General features: G+C 72.9%; 20 protein-coding genes. 6 read left to right on the top strand and 14 right to left on the bottom strand.

Going from position 1 to position 19,763, the window contains the following annotated elements:
- Positions 1-292: 292 nt before the first annotated feature.
- The 3 genes from KV557_RS30760 to KV557_RS30770 all read right to left on the bottom strand — a co-directional run bounded on the left by KV557_RS30760 (position 293) and on the right by KV557_RS30770 (position 2,205).
- Positions 293-1,093 (bottom strand): DUF3710 domain-containing protein, encoded by an 801-nt coding sequence (locus KV557_RS30760; RefSeq protein WP_218204828.1) that lies wholly within the window; start codon positions 1,091-1,093, stop codon positions 293-295.
- Between the two features lie 69 nt (positions 1,094-1,162).
- Entirely contained in the window at positions 1,163-1,630 is a 468-nt protein-coding gene (dut, locus tag KV557_RS30765; RefSeq protein WP_218204829.1) for a dUTP diphosphatase, read from the bottom strand.
- Positions 1,627-2,205: a PaaI family thioesterase gene (locus tag KV557_RS30770; protein WP_218204869.1), complete on the bottom strand. Its 579-nt coding sequence runs from the start codon at positions 2,203-2,205 to the stop codon at positions 1,627-1,629. The genes dut and KV557_RS30770 overlap by 4 nt, the downstream gene beginning before the upstream one ends.
- A 157-nt stretch (positions 2,206-2,362) precedes the next feature.
- Here KV557_RS30770 and KV557_RS30775 point away from each other — a divergent pair, with 157 nt between their 5' ends.
- Positions 2,363-2,812, top strand: coding sequence for a DUF3093 domain-containing protein (locus KV557_RS30775; protein ID WP_218204830.1), 450 nt, complete (start codon positions 2,363-2,365; stop codon positions 2,810-2,812).
- Positions 2,813-3,026: 214 nt separating this feature from the next.
- On the opposite strand, the gene KV557_RS30780 is transcribed toward KV557_RS30775, so the two are convergent.
- The 4 genes from KV557_RS30780 to KV557_RS30795 all read right to left on the bottom strand — a co-directional run bounded on the left by KV557_RS30780 (position 3,027) and on the right by KV557_RS30795 (position 7,175).
- Positions 3,027-3,326, bottom strand: coding sequence for a DUF4193 domain-containing protein (locus KV557_RS30780; protein ID WP_030285479.1), 300 nt, complete (start codon positions 3,324-3,326; stop codon positions 3,027-3,029).
- A 553-nt stretch (positions 3,327-3,879) separates the two neighbouring features.
- Positions 3,880-4,860 carry an acyl-ACP desaturase gene (locus tag KV557_RS30785; RefSeq protein ID WP_218204831.1) on the bottom strand — a complete coding sequence of 327 codons (981 nt, stop codon included), beginning with the start codon at positions 4,858-4,860 and terminating at the stop codon, positions 3,880-3,882.
- 253 nt (positions 4,861-5,113) lie between these two features.
- Entirely contained in the window at positions 5,114-6,439 is a 1,326-nt protein-coding gene (locus tag KV557_RS30790; RefSeq protein WP_218204832.1) for a sensor histidine kinase, read from the bottom strand.
- 82 nt (positions 6,440-6,521) lie between these two features.
- Positions 6,522-7,175 carry a response regulator transcription factor gene (locus KV557_RS30795; RefSeq protein WP_218204833.1) on the bottom strand — a complete coding sequence of 218 codons (654 nt, stop codon included), beginning with the start codon at positions 7,173-7,175 and terminating at the stop codon, positions 6,522-6,524.
- Positions 7,176-7,615: 440 nt separating this feature from the next.
- Between KV557_RS30795 and KV557_RS30800 the strand changes: the two genes are divergently transcribed.
- Complete coding sequence (locus KV557_RS30800) at positions 7,616-7,801, top strand: hypothetical protein (protein ID WP_030285471.1); 186 nt, start codon at positions 7,616-7,618, stop codon at positions 7,799-7,801.
- A gap of 281 nt (positions 7,802-8,082) precedes the next feature.
- Here KV557_RS30800 and KV557_RS30805 read toward each other — a convergent pair whose 3' ends face one another.
- Positions 8,083-8,901, bottom strand: coding sequence for an inositol monophosphatase family protein (locus tag KV557_RS30805; RefSeq protein WP_218204834.1), 819 nt, complete (start codon positions 8,899-8,901; stop codon positions 8,083-8,085).
- Positions 8,902-8,924: 23 nt separating this feature from the next.
- On the bottom strand, positions 8,925-10,067 hold the full coding sequence (locus KV557_RS30810; RefSeq protein WP_218204835.1) for a ferrochelatase: 1,143 nt from the start codon (positions 10,065-10,067) through the stop codon (positions 8,925-8,927).
- Between the two features lie 129 nt (positions 10,068-10,196).
- On the opposite strand from KV557_RS30810, the gene KV557_RS30815 reads away from it, so the two are divergent.
- Both KV557_RS30815 and KV557_RS30820 read left to right on the top strand, forming a co-directional pair.
- Positions 10,197-11,453, top strand: coding sequence for an MFS transporter (locus KV557_RS30815; protein ID WP_218204836.1), 1,257 nt, complete (start codon positions 10,197-10,199; stop codon positions 11,451-11,453).
- Positions 11,454-11,580: 127 nt separating this feature from the next.
- Positions 11,581-12,903, top strand: a complete 1,323-nt coding sequence (locus KV557_RS30820; RefSeq protein ID WP_218204837.1) for a D-arabinono-1,4-lactone oxidase — start codon at positions 11,581-11,583, stop codon at positions 12,901-12,903.
- Here the strand turns inward: KV557_RS30820 and KV557_RS30825 are convergent.
- Positions 12,900-13,760 carry a hypothetical protein gene (locus KV557_RS30825; protein WP_218204838.1) on the bottom strand — a complete coding sequence of 287 codons (861 nt, stop codon included), beginning with the start codon at positions 13,758-13,760 and terminating at the stop codon, positions 12,900-12,902. The genes KV557_RS30820 and KV557_RS30825 overlap by 4 nt on opposite strands.
- 518 nt (positions 13,761-14,278) lie before the next feature.
- On the opposite strand from KV557_RS30825, the gene sepH reads away from it, so the two are divergent.
- A complete protein-coding gene (sepH, locus tag KV557_RS30830) occupies positions 14,279-15,355 on the top strand; it encodes a septation protein SepH (protein WP_218204839.1) in 1,077 nt (358 codons plus the stop codon).
- Between the two features lie 57 nt (positions 15,356-15,412).
- Here the strand turns inward: sepH and KV557_RS30835 are convergent, their stop codons facing one another.
- The gene (locus KV557_RS30835) at positions 15,413-16,288 is read right to left on the bottom strand and encodes a sulfurtransferase (protein ID WP_218204840.1); all 876 of its coding nucleotides are present in this window, start codon (positions 16,286-16,288) and stop codon (positions 15,413-15,415) included.
- Between the two features lie 164 nt (positions 16,289-16,452).
- Between KV557_RS30835 and KV557_RS30840 the strand changes: the two genes are divergently transcribed.
- Positions 16,453-17,217: a VOC family protein gene (locus tag KV557_RS30840; protein ID WP_308130154.1), complete on the top strand. Its 765-nt coding sequence runs from the start codon at positions 16,453-16,455 to the stop codon at positions 17,215-17,217.
- On the opposite strand, the gene KV557_RS30845 is transcribed toward KV557_RS30840, so the two are convergent.
- The 3 genes from KV557_RS30845 to KV557_RS30855 form a co-directional block, all read right to left on the bottom strand.
- Positions 17,214-17,870, bottom strand: a complete 657-nt coding sequence (locus KV557_RS30845; RefSeq protein WP_218204842.1) for a thymidine kinase — start codon at positions 17,868-17,870, stop codon at positions 17,214-17,216. The genes KV557_RS30840 and KV557_RS30845 overlap by 4 nt on opposite strands.
- A 61-nt stretch (positions 17,871-17,931) precedes the next feature.
- On the bottom strand, positions 17,932-19,119 hold the full coding sequence (locus KV557_RS30850) for an alkaline phosphatase family protein (protein WP_218204843.1): 1,188 nt from the start codon (positions 19,117-19,119) through the stop codon (positions 17,932-17,934).
- A 35-nt stretch (positions 19,120-19,154) separates the two neighbouring features.
- Positions 19,155-19,754, bottom strand: coding sequence for a DUF5998 family protein (locus KV557_RS30855; RefSeq protein WP_218204844.1), 600 nt, complete (start codon positions 19,752-19,754; stop codon positions 19,155-19,157).
- Positions 19,755-19,763 lie beyond the last annotated feature (9 nt).

The raw sequence follows: 19,763 nt of genomic DNA on the forward strand, positions 1-19,763 counted from the left end.
TATCTGGCGTTGACTTTTGGCACGCTGTTGAGTTCTCAAGGAACGGACACTTCCTTCGGACCGCCTTCCAGCGGGCCCTCCGGGCGCTTCGTTCTTTCGTGTTTCCAGCTTATCAGATGTTTTCCGCCCCGTTTTCCCGGAGTTTCATTCCATCGGATTTGCTTTCCGCTTGTCCCCGCTCTCTCGCGGCGACTCCGGAACTGTACGGGTCAGGGCCCGTCACATGCAAATCGCCCCCGCCCGGGCTTCCGGGCGGGGGCGATCGGCGAACCGGCGAACCGGCGAACCGGCGTCAGCGGACCTCGGTGATCTCCGGGCCACGCGCGAACGGGTCGAGCGCGGTGCCGCCGAAGCGGTTTTCGCCCTCGCCGGCGGCGGCTGCCCCGCCACCGTCGGCCACCATCTGCGCGTCCTCGGGGAGCTTCAGCACGATCGGGTCGCGGGGCGCCATCGGGCTCTCGCCACGGACGACGACCGTCTGCCGGAAGACCTGCTCAAGGATCCCGGCCATCTCGGGCTGCACGGCGGCCTGGCCCGAGATCACGCCGCGCAGGAACCAGCGCGGTCCGTCGCAGCCGACGAAGCGCACCAGCTGCACACCCTGGGTGCCGTCCGGCAGCTGCACCGGGACCTGGGCGCGGAGGTGCCAGCCGAGCGGGCCCTCCTCTTCCTCGACGATGCCGCCCTGCGAGGTGATGCCGTTGGCGATCTCCTCGCGGACCTCCCCCCAGATGCCCTCCGACTTGGGGGCGGCGAAGGCCTGGAGCTGGACGGCGCTGTTACCGAGGACGAGGGTCGCGGCGACGATCGCGTCGCCGGCGACCTCGACGCGCAGTTCCATGCCCTCGACACCGGGGACCAGCAGACCCCCGAGGTCGACTCGCCCCTCCTCGGGATTCTCCAGCTCGGAGTGGTCCCACGGACCGTCCGGCCGCGGAGCCGGCGGCAGGCCGACCCTGTCGGCCGGGTCCAGCTCGGTCACGTTCTCGCTCTCGGCGGAACCTTCGACGTCATCGGCCGTCTCGTCGGCGCTGATGGCGTCGTCGGCGAGCTGCTCGACAGCGTCCTCGCTCTTCTGGCGACGACGGAACACGGTCACTGTCCTTCCCGGTCCAAGACCGATGCGAATACCTGCTCGGCTTCCTGCGAGGCCGCGGGCATGCTAGACCGCGGCATGGCCGCCGGTCGACCCGAACCCGCCCTCGGCGCGTGCCGACCCAGGCAGCTCGGCCACCTCGTGGAAGCGGGCCTTCTCGACCTGCTGGATCACCAGCTGGGCGATCCGGTCCCCTCGGCGGAAGCTGACCCCCTCGCGCGGGTCCAGATTGACGACGATCACCTTGATCTCTCCACGGTACCCGGCATCGACCGTCCCCGGGGCGTTCACGAGAGCAACACCGCAACGAGCTGCGAGCCCGGACCGGGGGTGGACGAAGGCCGCGTGGCCGTCCGGGAGGGCGATGGCGATGCCGGTGGGCAGGACGGCCCGCTCGCCGGGTGCCAGTTCGGCGTCGACGGTGGTGCGCAGATCGGCTCCCGCGTCTCCGGGCTGCGCGTAGGCGGGCAGCGGCAGCTCGGGGTCGATGCGCGTGATCAGGACGTCCAGCGGCGGTCGGGGGGTACTGCTCAAGGGTTCACCTCAAAGGCTCGTGCGCGCTTCATCAGATCCGGGTCGTCGAGGACCTTCTCGATGTCCTCGGGACGACCGTGCGTGGTGAAGTGTTCCAGCTTCACCTGGATGAAGAGCGCCTGCGCCCGCACCGCGACCGGTCCGTCGGGGCCGCCGATCCGGGCCTCGGCGGCGCTGTAGATCTTGCGGCCGTGCACGCCGGTGATCCGGGCGCGCAGGTGCAGCACGGAGCCGACGGGAACCGGGCAGAGGAAGTCGGTCTCCAGCCGGCCGGTGACGGCGGGGGCGTGCAGCAGCCAGTTGAGCGTGCCGAGGGTCTCGTCCATGGCGGTGGTCAGCACGCCGCCGTGGGCGAGGCCGGGGCCGCCCTGGTGGACGTCCCGGACGGTGAACTCGGCGGTGACGTCGAGCCCTTCGCCGGCGACCGCGTCGATCCGCAGGCCGCCGGGGTGCTGCGGGCCGCAGCCGAAGCAGTGCTCGTAGTGGGACCCGAGCCGGGTGCCGGGGGCGGGCGCCTCGGGGGCGCGCGGCGGCAGGACGGCGTCCGGCGGCGGGGTGGTTGGGGTCGGCGGCATCGCGGGCGCCGGCCGGTCGGTGGGGGTGGTGGGGGTTGTCGTACCGGTCACGCTGCCCCACCCTACCGAGGCCCCCCGAGGGCCCTACCGGCCGGTAGGAAGGCGGTCGGCGGGGGCGCCGTCCGGGCCCGGGCGTCAGGGCGCCCACAATGGGGGCATGTACGACGAACGCCTCACCGTGCCCCGTTCCTGGTGGCTGCTCCCGGTCGCGACCGGGCTCACGTTCGCGTTGATCCTGCTGCGGGTCAGCGGGCTGGGCGCACTGATCGGGCTGGTCGTCGGGATCGCCATCGGCGCGGTCGCGATCAGCAGCTACGGCTCGGCCCGGATCCGCGTGGTCCAGGGCTCCCTGGTGGCCGGGCCGGCCCGGATCCCGGTGGACGCCCTGGGCGCCGCGCACGCGCTGAGCCCGGCCGAGGCGGTCGCCTGGCGCGGACCGAAGTCGGACCCGCGGGCCTTCATGCTGCTGCGCAGCTACGTCCCGACGGCGCTGCGGGTCGAGGTGACCGACCCGACCGACCCGACGCCGTACCTCTATCTGTCGACCCGCTCGCCGATGAAGCTGGCCGAGGCGCTGGAGGAGGCCCGCCGCAGCGCCCGCGCGTGACGTCCGCGTGACGTCGGAGCGCAGCGAGACCGGGGAAGGCCGGGGAAGACCGGGTGCGCCGGAAAACAAAGAGGGACGGTTCCGCAGTTGCGGGACCGTCCCTATGACTTTGTCCTGCCCGGACCTGCCGTCCGGCTCCGCTGCCCGGAGCCGGAAGGAACTTGGTGCCGGTCCCGCGTGAACCGCGGGCGCCGGGCCGTGTCCGCCGCCGTGCTCAGGCGCCGCAGTCCCGGCAGATCGGGTTGCCGTTCTTCTCGCTGTACAGCTGGCTGCGGTGGTGCACGAGGAAGCAGCTCATGCAGGTGAACTCGTCGGCCTGCTTCGGCAGCACGCGGACGGCGAGCTCCTCGTTCGAGAGGTCGGCGCCGGGGAGCTCCATGCCCTCGGCCGCATCGAACTCGTCGACGTCGACAGAGCTTCCGCCCTTGTCGTTCCGCCGAGCCTTGAGTTCCTCGATGCTGTCCTCGTTGAGCTCGTCGTCGGTCTTGCGCGGGGTGTCGTAGTCCGTTGCCATTTTTCGCTCTCCCCCTCCGGGTTGTGCGGTGTGTGCGGTATCTCCAGCGCACGTAACGCATGGGGGGTCGGTCTTGTGCCCGACCCGAGGCGGAGATTTTGCCTTACTTCAAGCCCTGTTACTCAATCGACACTCAGCCGGGGGTCCGTTGGGGTGATCCACCCGGGCGCAGGAGGCCTCACGCTGGGCCATCTCCGCCCTCGGTCGAGGCCCGTTCGGCGGCCACTCACAGTGAGCGCAGCCCGTACCGGTACTCGCCCATTCCTTTGCCCACCAGGGGTGCCGGTCAATCCCGCGGACGTGCCCGGACCGGAATTCCGGTCACGGACGGCGATCGGGCTCTGTTGACGGATGATCACTCTCCGGGGTTGGCCGAAGTCACGGAGCGACACGGTGTGAGCTTGCTCACGTTCGGAATCTTCCAGGGCAAATCACGGAAAATCCACCCAGCCGGACCGGCCGGACGGACCGCCGCCGGGCCCTGGGGCGCGCCCCCGCCCGCGCGCCGCCGGAGACGGCGGCGCACCGGCGGTCGTCCGCCCCTCGGGGCGCGCTAGGCGCCCTGACGCGCGGCCCGGCGGGCCTGGATCGCGGCCTGCCGCTCCTCGAACTTTCGGGCCTGCCCGTCCAGCCCGTCGAGGAAGACGCCGAGCTCGTCCTGGGCCATCAGGCCGTCCGCGCCGAGGCCGTCGATCTCCATCACCCGCAGGTGCCGCAGCACCGGCTGGAGCACGTCGTCGTGGTGGATCCGGAGGTTGTACACGCCGCCGAGGGCGATCTGCGCGGCGGCGCGCTCGAAGCCGGGGATGCCGTGGCCGGGCATCCGGAAGTCGGTGACCACGTCGGCGATGGCCCGCATGGCCTGGTCGGGGGCGATCTCCAGGGCGGCCTTGAGCAGGTTCCGGTAGAAGACCATGTGCAGGTTCTCGTCGTTGGCGATCTTCGCCAGCAGCTGGTCGCAGAGCGGGTCGCCGGCGTACTTGCCGGTGTTGCGGTGCGAGATGCGGGTGGCGAGTTCCTGGAAGGCCACGTACGCGACCGAGTGCAGCATGCTGTGCGCGTTGTCGGACTCGAAGCCCTCGGACATGTGGCTCATCCGGGCCCGCTCCAGCTCTACCGGGTCGACGGCCCGGGTGGCGAGCAGGAAGTCGCGGATGGCTATCCCGTGCCGGCCCTCCTCCGCGGTCCAGCGGTGCACCCAGGTGCCCCAGGCGCCCTCGCGGCCGAACATGGTCGCGATCTCGTGGTGGTAGCTGGGGAGGTTGTCCTCGGTCAGCAGGTTGACGACGAGCGAGACCCGGCCGAGCGGGGTCACCTGGGACTGCTCCACCGCCCAGGCCTCGCCGCCGAGCACGCCGTCGAAGTCACGGCCCTGGCTCCACGGGACGAACTCGTGCGGCATCCACTCCTTGGCCACGTTCAGGTGGCGGTTGAGCTCCTTCTCCACGACCTCTTCGAGGGCCAGGATCAGCCGCGTGTCGGTCCAGGCGCTCGATCCGAGCGAGGTGCTGCGCTGCACGGGGGCGATGGTCACGGGTCTTGCTCCTGGGGGGACGGCACGCGCGGGACGGGCGCGTTGGACGGGCAACGTGGCGGACGCACGGACGGACGCAGTTACGGTTGCGTAGGTTACGACACCGTAAGTTGCTCGGCCCGGAAAAGACAAGCCGCCCCCGCCAGGCCTTATGTCGTCTTGACAGGCCTGGCGGGGGCGGCTTGAAACGGTCGCTTACGGAGCGCGGCGGCGCGGGCCGCGCGGCGGGCCCCGGAGCGGCCCGCGGGCAGGGTCAGGGGCCGGGGATGCGCACCCGCATGGTGAGGCCGCCACCGGGGCGCGGGGTGGCCTCGATGGCGCCCCCGTGGGCGCGGACCACCGAGCGCACGATGGACAGGCCGAGCCCGACCCCCTTGTCGCTGCGGGTGCGGTCGGCGCCCTTGATCCGGCGGAACGGCTCGAAGATGTGCTCCAGTTCGTACCCGGGCACCACCGGGCCGGTGTTGGTGACGACCAGCTCGCCGCCGCCCGGCACCTCGGCGGTGGTCAGCTCGACCCAGCCGCCCGGGGTGTTGTAGCGGACGGCGTTCTGCAGCAGATTGAGCGCGATCCGCTCCAGCAGGACACCGTTGCCCGGGACCACGGCCGGATCGAGCGTCGAGCGCAGCTCGATCTCGCGCTTTCCGGCCTCGGTCCTGGTCTGCTCCAGCGCCCGGGTGGCCACCTCGGACAGCTCGACCGGGCGGCGGTCGGTCAGCTCGTTGTCGCTGCGGGCGAGCAGCAGCAGGCCCTCGACCAGCTGCTCGCTGCGCTCGTTGGTGGCCAGCAGGGTCTTGCCGAGCTGCTGGAGGTCGGCCGAGGCGCCGGGGTCGGAGAGCTGGACCTCGAGCAGCGTGCGGTTGATCGCCAGCGGTGTTCGCAGCTCGTGCGAGGCGTTGGCGACGAAGCGGCGCTGGGAGTCGAACGAGCGGTCCAGCCGGTCGAGCATGTCGTCGAAGGTGTCGGCGAGCTCCTTGAGCTCGTCGTCCGGCCCGTCCAGCTCGATCCGCCGGTGCAGGTCGGAGGAGGCGACGTCGCGCGCGGTCCGGGTGATCCGGCCGAGCGGGCGCAGCACCCGGCCGGCCATCGCGTAGCCGGCCGCGAAGGCGATCACGGCGAGGCAGACGAGCACGGTGAGGGACTTGCGCAGCAGCGTGTTCAGGGCGACGTTGGAGGCCGCCTCGTGCCGGCTGGCGAGCAGCCCGTTGAGCTGCTCGCTGGACATCTGGACGCCGTTGACCATGAACGACGACGAGGGGCCGTTGGGGGTGACCACGGCGAAGTTCAGCTGCGGCGGCGCGACGTAGTCCAGGGCCTGCCGGACGAAGAAGTACATCAGCAGGAGCAGGACGACGCCCGCCATCAGGAACATCCCGCCGTAGAGCAGGGTGAGCCGGATGCGGATGGTCGGGCGGAAGGGCAGCCAGGCGAGCATGCCGTCGCCGGGCACATAGGTCTCGTCGCGTCGCGACTGCTGCAGCCGGGGCGCACGCGGCGGGTGCAGGGGCTTGGGCGGCACGGTGCGCGGGCCGCCGGCGGGCGCGCCGGAGGGCCCGCCGGCCGGGGGCGGGGTGGTCATGATGGTCCTCTCGGGGCGTCCGCCAGGGGCGGGCGCAGAGCAGGGGGGAACTTTCAGGGGTGTCGGGGTGGGCGGATTCCGGTCAGATCCGGTAGCCGGAGCCGGGCACGGTGATGATCACGGGCGGGTCGCCGAGCTTGCGGCGCAGCGTCATCACGGTGACGCGCACGACGTTGGTGAACGGGTCGGTGTGCTCGTCCCAGGCCTTCTCCAGGAGCTGCTCGGCGGAGACGACGGCGCCGCCGGCGCGCATGAGCACCTCCAGGACGGCGAACTCCTTGGGCGCGAGCTGGACGGTGCGCCCCTCGCGGATCACCTCGCGCCGGCCGGGGTCGACCGAGATGCCGGCGCGTTCCAGGACGGGCGGCAGCGGGATGGTCGCGCGGCGGCCCAGCGCCCTTACCCGGGCGACGAGTTCGCTGAAGGCGAACGGCTTCGGAAGGTAGTCGTCCGCACCGATCTCCAGGCCCTCGACCCGGTCGCTGATGTCGCCGGAGGCGGTCAGCATGATCACCCGGGTCGCCATGCCCTGCTCGACCACCTTGCGGCAGACATCGTCACCGTGGACCAGCGGCAGATCGCGGTCCAGCACCACGACGTCGTAGTCGTTGACCGCGATGCGCTGGAGCGCGGCCTCCCCGTCGTACACCACGTCGACGGCCATCGCCTCACGGCGCAGGCCGGTGGCGACGGCCTCGGCGAGCAGCTGCTCGTCCTCGACCACGAGAACCCGCACGGTGGTTGTCCCTTCTCCAGGCCGGCCCCGGAAGCGGACGCGCGGCTCCGACGGTGCCTCCATCCTGCCTGGTCCGTCGGTAAAGCAGCGATAAGCTGCCGTCGAGGCACGTTCGCCCGGGCTCCGGCGATCACGGTTCGCATCCGCAGCAGTCCGATTGGACTGTGACACAGGCAACTTTCTCGCTCCCGAAGGTTTCCGCGCGCCCGGGGCGGGGAGGACAGCTGCACACCCGCGATCTGGCCCTTGGTCGATCGCACCCACCCGCCGTGCGTTCATCCGCGCCGGCCCTGGGGCTGGGACGTCACCGGGAGCGGCCGAAGGCCGTCTCCGCGCCCGACCGGAGCAGCAGACCTGCGGCTCGGACGCTTCCGTCGACCGGACCACCACAGGGCGGAGAACGCACGACCGTGCACGTCCGACACAGTAAGGGGGCCCGTATGGACGCCTTCAAGGCCGGAATCCTGCAGCGCATAGCCAACGCCGAGCAGGACCTGCACCGCGCGATCGAGGCCGGGGACGAGTTCCTCGCCGAGGTGGAGCAGTCCGAGCTGGACGACCTCCGCCGGCTCGCTGCCGAGCACGGCGTCGACACCGTGCTGGATCGCCACCGCACCGCCGCGTGACGCTCCGCAACGCCTGACCCGACGCCGGTCCTCCGGCACCAGCGGCCCTGCGGGGGTCGTGCGAAACCCCAGGCCCTGGCATTCCCCGTATGCCAGGGCTCTTCGTTTGCCTTCTTCCGGCCGGGGCCGGCCTTCTTCCGTTCGGGGCCGGCCTTCTTCCGTTCGGGGCCGGCCTTCTTCCGTCCGGGGCCGGCCTTCTTCCGTTCGGGGCTTGCCTACTACCGTTCGAGCCCGGGTTTCCGTTCGAGCCCGAAGGTTTCCGATCGGTGAAAACCGGCCGGTCAGTCCGCCCAGGCGCGCAGCGCGGCCAGGCGCTCCTGGAGCGGCTCGTACACGCCGGGGGCGGCGGCGACCGTCAGCTCGCCGTCCGGGCCCTGCCCCGGCCGGCCGCCGATCAGGGCGCCGGCCTCGGCGGCGATCAGGCAGCCCGCGGCCCGGTCCCAGGGGGCCAGGCCGCGCTCGTAGTAACCGTCCAGCCGCCCGGCGGCGACGTCGCACAGGTCCACCGCGGCGGCGCCGCCCCGGCGGACGTCCCGCACCTCGGGCATCAGCGCGAGCAGCACCTCGGCCTGCCGGACCCGCACCGCCTGGACGTAGTTGAAGCCGGTGCCGATCAGCGCCTGCCCCCACGGCGGGGCCTGGCGGGCCGAGATCGGCCGGCCGTCGAGGTGGGCACCCCGGCCGAGGACGGCGTGGAACAGCTCGCCCCGCGCCGGGGCGTACACGACGCCGACGACCGCCCGGCCGTCCACCTCGGCGGCCACGCTCACGGCCCACGAGGGCAGCCCGTACAGGTAGTTGACCGTGCCGTCGAGCGGGTCGACGACCCAGCGCACCCCGCTGGTGCCGGCCCGCTCGGCGCCCTCCTCGCCGAGGTAGCCGTCCTCCGGGCGGCGTTCGGCGATCAGCTCCAGGACCAGCTTCTCGGAGGCGAGGTCCATCTCGGTGACCACGTCGACCGGGCTGCTCTTGGTGCCGGCCACGCCCAGGTCGGCGGGCCGGCCGTCGCGCAGCAGGGCGCCGGCCCGGCGGGCCGCGTCCAGGGCGATGTCAAGCAGGTCGTCGAGCAGCCGGTCGTCGGGCAGGGCGGGGCTGGGCACGGGGGTTCTCCTCCGGGACGGGGTCAGCGCTCGGCGGCGGCCGGGCGGGGGGCGCGCGGGTTGGGGCAGCAGGCGACCGCGCACACGTCGTGGCTGGGGCCGAGCCGGCCGAGGGCGCAGCGGGTGACGCTCTCGCCACGCTCGGTGGCGGCCCGCTCCAGGACCAGCTCGCGCACGGCGGCGGTGAACCGCGGGTCGGCGCCGACGGTGGCGGCGCGGGCCACCGGCAGGCCGAGCTCGGCGGCCTTGGCGACGGCCTCGGTGTCGAGGTCGTACTTGACCTCCATGTGGTCGGAGACGAAGCCGATCGGGACCATCACGACGGCCGGCGCCCCGTCGGCGTGCTGGGCCTCCAGGTGGTCGCAGATGTCCGGTTCCAGCCACGGGATGTGCGGGGCGCCGCTGCGGCTCTGGAACACCAGTTCCCAGGACCGGTCCGCGGCGCCGGTGCGCTCGGCGACGGCCTCGGCGATCAGCCGGGCGACGTCCAGGTGCTGGGCGACGTACGCGCCGCCGGGCCGGCCGCGGGCCGGGTCGTCCGGGGCGCCGGAGGTCTCGGCCATCGCGTCCGGGATGGAGTGGGTGGTGAACGCCAGCCGGGCGCCGGCCCGCACGTCGGCGGGCAGCTGCTCCAGGGCGGCGAGGGTGGCGTCGATCATCGGCTCGACGAAGCCGGGGTGGTTGTAGAAGTGCCGCAGCTTGTCGACCCGCAGCTCGGGGCTGCCTTCCTCGGCGAGGGTGGCCAGCGCGTCGGCGAGGTTCTCGCGGTACTGGCGGCAGCCGGAGTAGCCGGCGTAGGCGCTGGTGGCGAGGACGGCGATCCGGCGGTGCCCGTCGGCGGCCATCTCGCGCAGGGTGTCGACCAGGTAGGGCGCCCAGTTCCGGTTGCCCCAGTGGACCGGCAGGTCCAGGCCGTGCTCGGCGAAGTCCTTGCGCAGCGCGGCCAGCAGCTCACGGTTCTGCTCGTTGATCGGACTCACGCCGCCGAACATGAAGTAGTGCTTGCCCACCTCCTTCAGCCGTTCCTTCGGGATTCCCCGGCCGCGGGTGACGTTCTCCAGGAACGGCACGACGTCCTCGGGGGCCTCGGGCCCGCCGAAGGAGAGCAGCAGGAGGGCGTCGTAGGGAGCGGCGCCGGAGAGGGAGGGTTTGCGCGCGTCGGGCATGGCACCGATCCTGCCATTGAGGGGCCGGGTGCCGTCGCCGGGGCCGCGAGGGTGTCCGGAAAATACCGTTTGCCAAGGTACGTAAGCTGTGTTCACGACCTACGTTCCTTACCCCCACGGAGTTCCCCCGTGCTGTCCAGCTACCGCCAGATCTTCGCCGCACCCGGCACGCTGGCCTTCTCCTCCGCCGGGTTCATAGCCCGCCTGCCGATCTCCATGACGGGCATCGGCATCGTCACGATGCTCTCCCAGCTGAAGGGGTCGTACGGGGTGGCGGGCGCGGTCTCGGCGACGCTGGCGATCGCCGCGGCGGCGCTCGGCCCGGCGGTCTCCTGGCTGGTCGACCGGCGCGGACAGCGCCGCGTCGCCATCCCCGCCGCCGCGCTCACCGTCGTCTTCGCGGCCGGGCTGCTGCTCTGCGCGCACTTCGACGCGCCGACCTGGACGCTCTTCCTGTTCGCCATCGGGATGGGCGTGATGCCCAGCGCGGGCGCCATGGTCCGCGCCCGCTGGGCCCAGCTGTACCGGAAGGAACCGGCCAAGCTGCACACCGCCTACTCCTTCGAGGCGGTGGTCGACGAGTTCTGCTTCATCGTCGGCCCGATCCTCGCCGTCGGCCTGGCCACCACCGTCTTCCCCGAGTCCGGCGTGCTCGCCGCCGCCGTCGCACTCACCGTCGGCATCGCCCTGTTCACCGCCCAGCGCCGCACCGAGCCGCCGGTCCACCCGGCCGCAACCCGCGGCGGCGGCAGCGCCATCGTCAACGGCGGCCTGATCGTCCTGGTGCTCACCTTCATCGCCACCGGTGCGATCTTCGGCTCGGTCGAGATCGTCACCGTCGCGTTCGCCGATGCCCAGGGCCACAAGGGACTTGCCGCGATCATCCTCGCCGTGTGGGCGCTCGGCTCGGGCCTGGCCGGCATGGTCTACGGCGCGCTCAGGCTCAGGAGCCCGCTCTCCACCCGCTTCTTCGCCGGCGTGCTGATGATGGCGCTCAGCATGGTCCCGATCCTGCTCGTCGCCTCCACCGTGCACGGCCTCGGCGGCCTGCTCGCGGCCGGCGGCGCCCTGCTGGCCGCCGGCGTCGCCATCTCCCCCACCCTGATCTCCGCGATGGCCCTGGTCGAGCGGCTCGTCCCGGCCGCCCAGCTCACCGAGGGCATGGCCTGGACCACCACCGGGCTCGCCCTCGGCGTGGCCTTCGGCTCCTCGACCGCCGGCTGGGTGATCGACGCCTCCGGAGCCGCCGCCGGGTACTGGGTGCCGCTGGTCGCCGGGGCGTTCGGCGTCCTGGTCGCCCTGATCGGCCTGCGCCGCCTGCGGGCCGGCGACCCCGCCCCCGAGGCCGGACAGGCCGCCGCCGAACCCGTAGACCTCGAACGGTGAACTGACTACTCTCCTCCCTACTCGCGGGGGCCTACCCGCGGGTAGGGGGCCGCGCCCCCTCGACGGGCGGCCCCCACCGCCCCGGACCCCGCCGACCCCGTTCGGCCACGGAGCAGGAGGCAGCGCAATGCCCCAGGCCAGTACCGCGACCCCCACCCGCTGGACCAACTGGGCCGGCAACCAGAGCGCCCGCCCCGCCCGGGCGGCCACGCCCGGCACCGCGGAGGAACTGGCCAGAGAGATCCTGCGCGCCGCCGACCAGGGCCGCACCGTCAAGGCCGTCGGCTCCGGCCACTCCTTCACCGCCATCGCCTCCGCCGGCGACGGCGTCCAGATCCGCCCCCACGCCCTCACCGCCGTCCGCGAGATCGACCGCGAGGCCGGCACCGTCACCGTCGAGTCCGGCCTCCCGCTGCACCGGCTCAACCGGCTCCTCGCCGCCGAGGGCCTCTCCCTCACCAACATGGGCGACATCGAGGTCCAGACCATCGCGGGCGCCACCAGCACCGGCACCCACGGCACCGGCCGCGACTCCGGCTCGCTCGCCGCCCAGATCCGCGCCCTGGAGATCGTCCTCGCCGACGGCACCGTCCGGCACTGCTCCCCCACCGAGCATCCCCGGCTCTTCCAGGGCGCCCGACTCGGCCTCGGCGCGCTCGGCGTGATCACCGCGCTCACCCTCGCCGTCGAACCGGCCTTCCTGCTCACCGCGCACGAGCAGCCGATGCGCTTCGACGAGGTGCTCGACCGCCTCGACGACCTCACCGCCGTCAACGAGCACTTCGAGTTCTACTGGTTCCCGCACACCGACCGCTGCAGCACCAAGCGCAACAACCGCAGCCAGGGCCCGGCCGCCCCGCTGCCCCGGTTCAAGGGGTGGCTGGAGGACGACTTCCTCTCCAACACCGTGTGGGAGGGCGCCTGCCGGGTCGGCCGCCGCTTCCCCGGCAGCATCCCCACCATCGCCTCGCTGGCCAGCCGCGCCTGGTCCGACCGCAGCTACACCGACACCGCGCACAAGGTGTTCACCAGCCCGCGCAAGGTCCGCTTCGTCGAGATGGAGTACGCGGTGCCGCGCGAGGAGGTCGCCGAGGTGCTGCGTGAGCTGAAGGCGCTGATCGAACGGTCCGACTGGCGGATCAGCTTCCCGGTGGAGGTCCGCTTCGCCCCCGCCGACGACCTCTGGCTCTCCACCGCCTCCGGCCGCGACAGCGCCTACATCGCCGTCCACCTCTACCGGGGCACCCACGACCAGGGCTACTTCACCGGCGTGGAGCAGCTGATGACCGCCCACCGCGGCCGCCCCCACTGGGGCAAGCTGCACACCCGCGACGCCGAGTACCTCGCCGGCGTCTACCCGCACTTCGCCGACTTCACCGCGCTGCGCGACGAGGTCGACCCGCAGCGCGTCTTCGGCAACGCCTACCTGCGCCGGGTCCTCGGCGCCTAGCCGGCAGGGGTCTGGGCGGGCGGCTGCGGGGCCACCGACGCCGGGGCCTGGCTCGGGTCGGGCGACTGCGACGTCGACCCGCCGGTCGGCTGCCCGCCGCCCGCCGACGGGGACACGCCGGACGTGGGCGTCGCGCTTCCGCTCGGGCTCGGGTCCGGGCTCGGCTTCGCCGAGGGCGAGGCCGTGCCGCCCTGGTCGCCGGTCCCACTGCTCGGGCTGGTGCTCGGCTCCGGCCGCGGCTTCGTCGTCGCCGCGGCCGAGGCACCGTCCGACGGCAACCCGCCCGGCTCGTGCCCGCCACCGGACGGACGGCCCGCGGGCTCCTCGGCCGGCGGCGTCGACCTCGGGCTCACCGTGCCGCCCAGCGAGGTGCCACTGCCCGACGTCCCCGTCACCGTCGCCGACACCGGCTGCCCAGTGGCCAGTTCGAACGCGACGATCGGCGTCATCGCCAGCACGAACACCAGCCCCGACACCGCCGCGTACGTCCTCCACGTCCACCGCCGACGCGCTCGGACCACCTGCGGCTCGTTCCACTCCGAAGAGATCACCGACGGGCCGACCGGATCCGTCGGCACCTGGCGCAGCCCGTTCACCGTCTGGCCCGGCCCGCGGTCCACCGCGTCGCGCAGCTGCTCGCCGGTGCGCCTGAAGATGTGCTGGAACACCGCACCGCCCGTGGTGGCCCCGACACTCACCACCGCCGCGCCCAGGATCGAGCCGTAGACGCCGAGTTCGGAGGCGAGCACCGCCCCGACCACCGCGGCCAGCGCACTCGCCGCGACCTGAGCCACACTCAGATCTATGCGCTTGCGCTCGTCCTTGCCGCCCTCCTCGGCGGGGCTCAACTCCGGCATCAACATCCCTCGGTTCGTACGACGGCTCTTCGAACAAGACACTCCATCTTGCCCAAAGAAGGACACAAGGGACGAAAATGCGGTTCTCCGCTCCCGGTTTATGTGAAGATGATCACCGTTCATCCGACGATGGTCCGCCCTCACGGGCGCGTGCTCTTGAGATTCCCGTGAATCGCGGGAGACTTGAGCGGCGAGCCGCCCCTTCGGATGCCACGAATGGAGTACTGTTCGTAAAGCCTGAGCCTTGGGTCGACTTGTCGACTGCGCCTTCACCGGCAGCTTGACGAAGAGCCACGAAACAGGCACGCACGGCGACGCCCGTCCCGGATCGTCGCGATTCACTGCGCGTGCGAGGACGGCCGGGACACCCAGGCGCGACGTCGACCGATGACGTGGCAAAAAGGCAACCGTGCCACAGCGGCGTGGGCGGGCATAAGCCCGACACGCCGGGGAACTCAGCAAGGTTGTGGCCAGTCGCGAGCGGGCAGGCCACACTCAGTACGGGAGCAGCGACGCAGGTGACGTCGGCAGGCACCACCCGGGAGGTAACCGTGCCCGAACTGCGGGTTGTGGCCGTCAGCAACGACGGCACACGGCTGGTGCTCAAGGCTGCCGACAGCACGGAGTACACCCTCCCCATCGACGAGCGGCTGCGCGCCGCCATCCGCGGCGACCGGCCACGCCTCGGCCAGATCGAGATCGAGGTCGAGAGCCACCTCCGCCCCCGGGACATCCAGGCGCGGATACGAGCCGGTGCCTCCGCCGAGGAGGTCGCCCAGGCCGCCGGCATCTCCGTCGACCGGGTCCGTCGCTTCGAGGGCCCCGTCCTCGCCGAACGCGCCTTCATGGCCGAGCGCGCCCGCAAGACCGCCATCCGCCGCAACGGCGAGTCCACCGGCCCGCAGCTCGGCGAGGCCGTCGCCGAGCGGCTCGCGCTGCGCGGCGCCGAGAAGGACACCGAACGCTGGGACTCCTGGCGGCGCGACGACGGCACGTGGGAGGTCATCCTCTCCTACCGGGCCGACGGCGAGGGCCGCAGCGCCTCGTGGACGTACGACCCGCCCCGGCGCCTGGTCCAGCCCAACGACGACGAGGCCCGCGCGCTGATCGGCGAGAACGTCGAGCGCGAGGAGGAGTCGGTCTTCCCGTTCATCCCGCGGATCGCCCGGCTCCCCCAGGACCGGCCGCCCCGCCCGATGATCGACCGGCCCTCCGCCGACCGCATCATGTCGGCCCGCGAACTCCGCGAGTCGCGCGAAGCCACCGCCGACGCCAGGGACTCGCTGACCAGCCTGCTCGACGTGGTCCCCGCCTTCCGCGGAGACCTCGCCGTCGGCCCCGCCCCGATCGAGCCGGTGCCCGCCGAGGTCGCCGAGGAGAGCGAGGAGCCGGCCGCCGCCGCGGCGCCCGCCGTCGGCGCGGGCTCGGCGTACGCGGACATCCTGATGCCGCGCGCCGTCGCCCCGCACCGCGAGCGCCTGGTCGGCACCACCGACCGGCAGGCCGAGGCGGACGGCGTCCGGCCCGGCCGCCGGGCCACCGTGCCCAGCTGGGACGAGATCGTCTTCGGCAGCCGGCGCAAGAAGCAGGAGTAGTCGTCCACGTCGAAGGGGCGGGAGGCCCGGCCTCCCGCCCCTTCGACGTGCCCGGGCTCAGCCCGGCTGGTCGGTCACCGCCACCGGGCGGCTCGCGTCGCTCGACCACTCGCTCCACGAACCCGGGTACAGCGTGGCCGGCAGGCCCGCCGCCTCCAGCGCCAGGATCTGGTGCGCCGCCGTCACCCCCGAGCCGCAGTACACCGCCGTCTCCCGCTCACCCGCGCCCAGCGCCCGGAACCGCGCCGCCAGCTCCGCGGCCGGCCGGAACCTCCCGTCCGGGCCGACGTTCTCGCTGGTCGGCGCCGAGACCGCGCCCGGAATGTGCCCGGCCCGCGGGTCGACCGGCTCGGTCTCGCCCCGGTACCGCTCCCCCGACCTGGCGTCCAGCAGCAGACCGCTGCGCGCCCAGGCCGCCGCGCCGTCCGCGTCGACCGTCGGCAGCTGACCCGGGGCCGGCTTGAAGTCGCCCTCCTCCGGCGCCGGCACCTCGGCCGTCACCGGCAGCCCGGCCGCCAGCCACGCCGCGTACCCGCCGTCCAGCACCCGGACGTCCAGGTGCCCGGCCCAGCGCAGCAGCCACCACGCGCGCGCCGCCGACAGCGACGGCCCGCCGTCGTAGACCACGACCGGGCGGTCGGCACCGACTCCGAAGCGGCGCATCGCCGCGCCGAACCGCTCCGGGTCCGGCAGCGGATGGCGACCGCCCTGCCCGGGCGCGCCGGGCGGGGCCGCGAGATCCCGGTCCAGGTCGACGAAGTGGGCGCCGGGCAGATGCCCCTCCCGGTACTCCTCGGCCGCGGTCGGGCCGGACGCGGCGGCACCGACGAGCTGGTAGCGCACGTCCAGCAGCACCGGCGGACGCGCGGAGGCGAGCGCCTCCCGCAGCTCGGCCGCGGAGATCAGCGGGGAACCCTCGTTGTAGGTGGTCATGGCGGACATTCTCGCGCAGCACGGCCGAACCGCCGCTCTTTGTGCGGTCTTTGCCGGATATTCCGCGCGGCCCGAGGGTTCGGTACGCGCCGGAGTGGAAGCATCACCCTCGCGTGCGCAATCCCGTGCGCCAACCGCCTGTGAGGAGGCCCGCATTGCCCGCGGTGAAACTCCGACTGGCCCAGGGCACGCCCTGCTGGGTCAGCCTGCTGACCGACGACCTGGCCGGCGCCCGCGCGTTCTACGGCGACCTGCTCGGCTGGACCTACTCCCCCGGCCCCACCCAGCTCGGCGCCTACGTCCGGGCCGAACTCGACGGGGAACCGGTCGCCGGTCTCGGCATCTCCACCGCCACCGGGTTCCCGGTGCAGTGGACCACCTACTTCGCCGTGGACAGCGCCGACTCGACCGCCCAACTGGTCCGCGAGTGTGGCGGCACCGTCGCCGTCGGGCCCCTCCAGGCCGAACGCGCCGGGCGGATGGCCATCGCCGCCGACGTGTCCGGCGCCGTCTTCGGCCTCTGGCAGGGCGAGGAGCACACCGGGCGCGAGGCCGGCCCCGAACCCGGCGGACCGGCCTGGGCCGAACTGCTCACCCCCGACGCGGAGGGCGCCGCCGCCTTCTACGCCACGATCCTCGGCCGGCCGGTCCGGCCCGCCGGCGGCGAATCCGCACTGCTGGTCCACGGGCGGCCGGTCGCCGGCATCCGGCACGGCGCCGAACTGCGCGGCCACCCGCCCCGCTGGCGCGTCCACTTCGCCGTCCGCGACGCCGAACTGACGACCCGTCGCGTCACCGAACTGGGCGGCCGGGTGCTGGTCGAGCCGCACGACACCGCCCGCGGCCGGGCCGCCCGGCTGGCCGACCCGCAGGGCGGGCACTTCTCGGTACTGGAAGCGCGCTGGCCCGAGTTTGAAAGCCGGCCTTAGACCTGCTGCTCCTCGAAGGGCAGCACGTCCGGGGAGAGCACCGAGACGCGGGCGGTCGCCGCGGTCAGGCGGCGGCGGTGGTGCCGGCGGCACAGCACTTCGTAGCCCACCTCGTCCTCGTTCACCGAGATGTCACCGATCACGACCTGCGCGCCCTCGACCACCATCACGCCGCCGACCGTCCGCGCGTTGTGGGTGGCCCGCGCGCCGCACCAGCACAGCGCCTCCACCTGGAGTACCTCGACCCGGTCGGCCAGCTCGATCAGCCGCTGCGAACCCGGGAACAGCCGGGTGCGGAAGTCCGTGGTGATGCCGAACGTGTAGACGTCGATGTCGAGTTCGTCCACGACCCGGGCCAGCTGGTCGACCTGCTCGGCGTCGAAGAACTGGGCCTCGTCGCAGATCAGGTAGTCCACCCGGCCGCCGGCCGAGAGCCGGTGCACCACGTGGGCGTGGAAGTCGAAGTCGTCGGTCACCTCGACCGCGTCGGCGCGCAGGCCCAGCCGACTGGAGATGGTGGCCGCGCCGGCCCGGTCGTGCCGGGTCAGGATGATCCCCTGCCGGCCGCGGGCGGTGTGGTTGTGGTCCATCTGCAGCGCCAGCGTCGACTTGCCGCAGTCCATCGTGCCCGAGAAGAACACCAGTTCAGCCATGGGTGGAGCAAGGGCCTTTCAAATCAGGGGAGTTCGGGCACAGAGGAATCGACGGCCGGGCTCAGCCGCGCACTTCGAGCAGCGGCACGAACTGCTCGACCGGGGTCATCGAACCGTGCAGGCCGACCATCGCCGACTCGCCCGGCTCGTTGCGGGAGGCGATGATCGCGACGTCGTCCCGGGCCGCGGCGACCACGTCGCCGATCCGCCGGTACACCCGCTCGTCCACGGCCGGGCCGAACCAGCCCGCCGCGATCGCCTCGTCCCGGGTCGCCACCCACATCCGGTCGCCCAGCACCTCGCTCCAGACCGTGTACACGTCGGCCGCGGCGCCCGGCACCGCGTACACGTGCCGCGCCCGGCCCTCGCCGCCCAGCAGGGCCACGCCCGCGCCGAGCTCCCAGTCCTCGTCGAAGTCGATCCGGTCCTCGGGCGCGATGTCGATCATGCCGTGGTCGGCCGTCACGTACATCGCCGACCGCGGCGGCAGCTGCTCGGCCAGGCGCCGGGCCAGCCGGTCCACCGAGTCCAGCGTCATCCGCCACTCGTCCGAGTCGACCCCGAAGCGGTGGCCCGCGCCGTCCAGCTCACTGACGTACGTGTACACCAGTGCCCGGTCGTGCTCGGCCAGCCAGGCGGCGGCCTGGTCCATCCGCTCCTCGCCGGTGGTCCGGCCGAGGAAGGTGCCGCCGGACAGCGCCACCCTGGTCAGCGGCGTCTGCGCGAACAGCGGGGACGAGACCTGCGCGGTCGCCACCCCGGCCGCGTGCGTCCGCTCGAAGACCGTCGGGTACGGCTGCCAGACGGCCGGGTCGGTGTGCGGCTGCCAGCGCAGCTGGTTCATCAGATAACCGGCGTCGGGGACCGCGACCGTGTACCCCGCCAGACCGTGCAGGCCCGGCGGAGTGCCCGTGCCGACCGAGGCCAGCGAGGTCGCCGTCGTCGACGGGAACCCGGCCGTCAGCGGGCGGCCCGAACCGCCCAGCGAACTCCCCACCAGCGAGGACAGGAACGGCGCGTACTCGGGGTGGCGCAGCAGCAGCTCCCAGCCGAGACCGTCGACCAGGAACACCACCACCCGGTCCGCCGGAGCGATCGGCAGCGTCGCGGAGAACCCGGCGACGCCGAGCCCCGCCGCCACCGAGGGCAGCAGGTCGCAGAGCGAACCGCTGCCGTACGCGGGCGCGGGGGCCGTTGCGGGATCGAGGATCTCGAAGGCGTCATAGCCGTCGGAAGGTGCGAAGGACATGGATCCGGTTTCGTGGCAGTCGTCGGCGGAGGCGCTCAGGCCCGCGGGCCGTTGCTGATCGTCGCGTCCGACAGCGCCCGGGCGAACACCAACGCCTGCGCGACCGTCTCCGGACCGTCGCCGGCCTCGCTCACCCGCAGTGACAGGTCGTCAGCCGTCGCCGAACCGGTGTAGCCGTGGTCCGCCTCACAGTTCGGGTCCGAGCAGCCGGCCGGCTCCAGGTCCAGCCGCTGCACCGCGCCCCAGCCGATCGTCAGCACCACCTCGCGCGGCAGCGTCCCCGGCGTGTACGTCTCCGGGTTCGCCACCATCCGGCTCACCACGACCGAGCCGATCCGGTCCAGCCGGACGCTCTCCGTCGAGGTCGTCGCGAACGGCACCGCCGGGCTGCCGGCGTCACCGGACTGCTCGTCGGTGTGGCTCACCACGAACCGGGTCGGGGTCAGCACCAGCACCGTGACGTGCCGACGCACCTCGTTCGCGTCGAACGTCGTCTCCTGGTGCACCAGGTAGGAGCTGATCGGCTCCGGGCCCACCGCGGACTCGACCGCCTCGGACACCAGGGCCGGGTAGTAGCCGCTGCGCTCGATCGCCGAGCGCAGGTCCTGAGTGGTGGTGGTACCGGTCTTCGCCATAACTCCATC

This window comes from Kitasatospora aureofaciens (assembly GCF_019192735.1).
Lineage (GTDB): Bacteria > Actinomycetota > Actinomycetes > Streptomycetales > Streptomycetaceae > Kitasatospora > Kitasatospora aureofaciens_A.

Excerpts from the sequence above, each read along its gene's own strand:
- KV557_RS30770 (WP_218204869.1), bottom strand. The coding sequence starts at position 2,205 with ATGCCGCCGACCCCAACCACCCCGCCGCCGGACGCCGTCCTGCCGCCG.
- KV557_RS30775 (WP_218204830.1), top strand. The coding sequence starts at position 2,363 with ATGTACGACGAACGCCTCACCGTGCCCCGTTCCTGGTGGCTGCTCCCG.
- KV557_RS30780 (WP_030285479.1), bottom strand. The coding sequence starts at position 3,326 with ATGGCAACGGACTACGACACCCCGCGCAAGACCGACGACGAGCTCAAC.
- KV557_RS30790 (WP_218204832.1), bottom strand. The coding sequence starts at position 6,439 with ATGACCACCCCGCCCCCGGCCGGCGGGCCCTCCGGCGCGCCCGCCGGC.
- KV557_RS30800 (WP_030285471.1), top strand. The coding sequence starts at position 7,616 with ATGGACGCCTTCAAGGCCGGAATCCTGCAGCGCATAGCCAACGCCGAG.
- KV557_RS30810 (WP_218204835.1), bottom strand. The coding sequence starts at position 10,067 with ATGCCCGACGCGCGCAAACCCTCCCTCTCCGGCGCCGCTCCCTACGAC.
- KV557_RS30820 (WP_218204837.1), top strand. The coding sequence starts at position 11,581 with ATGCCCCAGGCCAGTACCGCGACCCCCACCCGCTGGACCAACTGGGCC.
- KV557_RS30825 (WP_218204838.1), bottom strand. The coding sequence starts at position 13,760 with ATGCCGGAGTTGAGCCCCGCCGAGGAGGGCGGCAAGGACGAGCGCAAG.
- KV557_RS30835 (WP_218204840.1), bottom strand. The coding sequence starts at position 16,288 with ATGACCACCTACAACGAGGGTTCCCCGCTGATCTCCGCGGCCGAGCTG.
- KV557_RS30845 (WP_218204842.1), bottom strand. The coding sequence starts at position 17,870 with ATGGCTGAACTGGTGTTCTTCTCGGGCACGATGGACTGCGGCAAGTCG.
- KV557_RS30850 (WP_218204843.1), bottom strand. The coding sequence starts at position 19,119 with ATGTCCTTCGCACCTTCCGACGGCTATGACGCCTTCGAGATCCTCGAT.
- KV557_RS30855 (WP_218204844.1), bottom strand. The coding sequence starts at position 19,754 with ATGGCGAAGACCGGTACCACCACCACTCAGGACCTGCGCTCGGCGATC.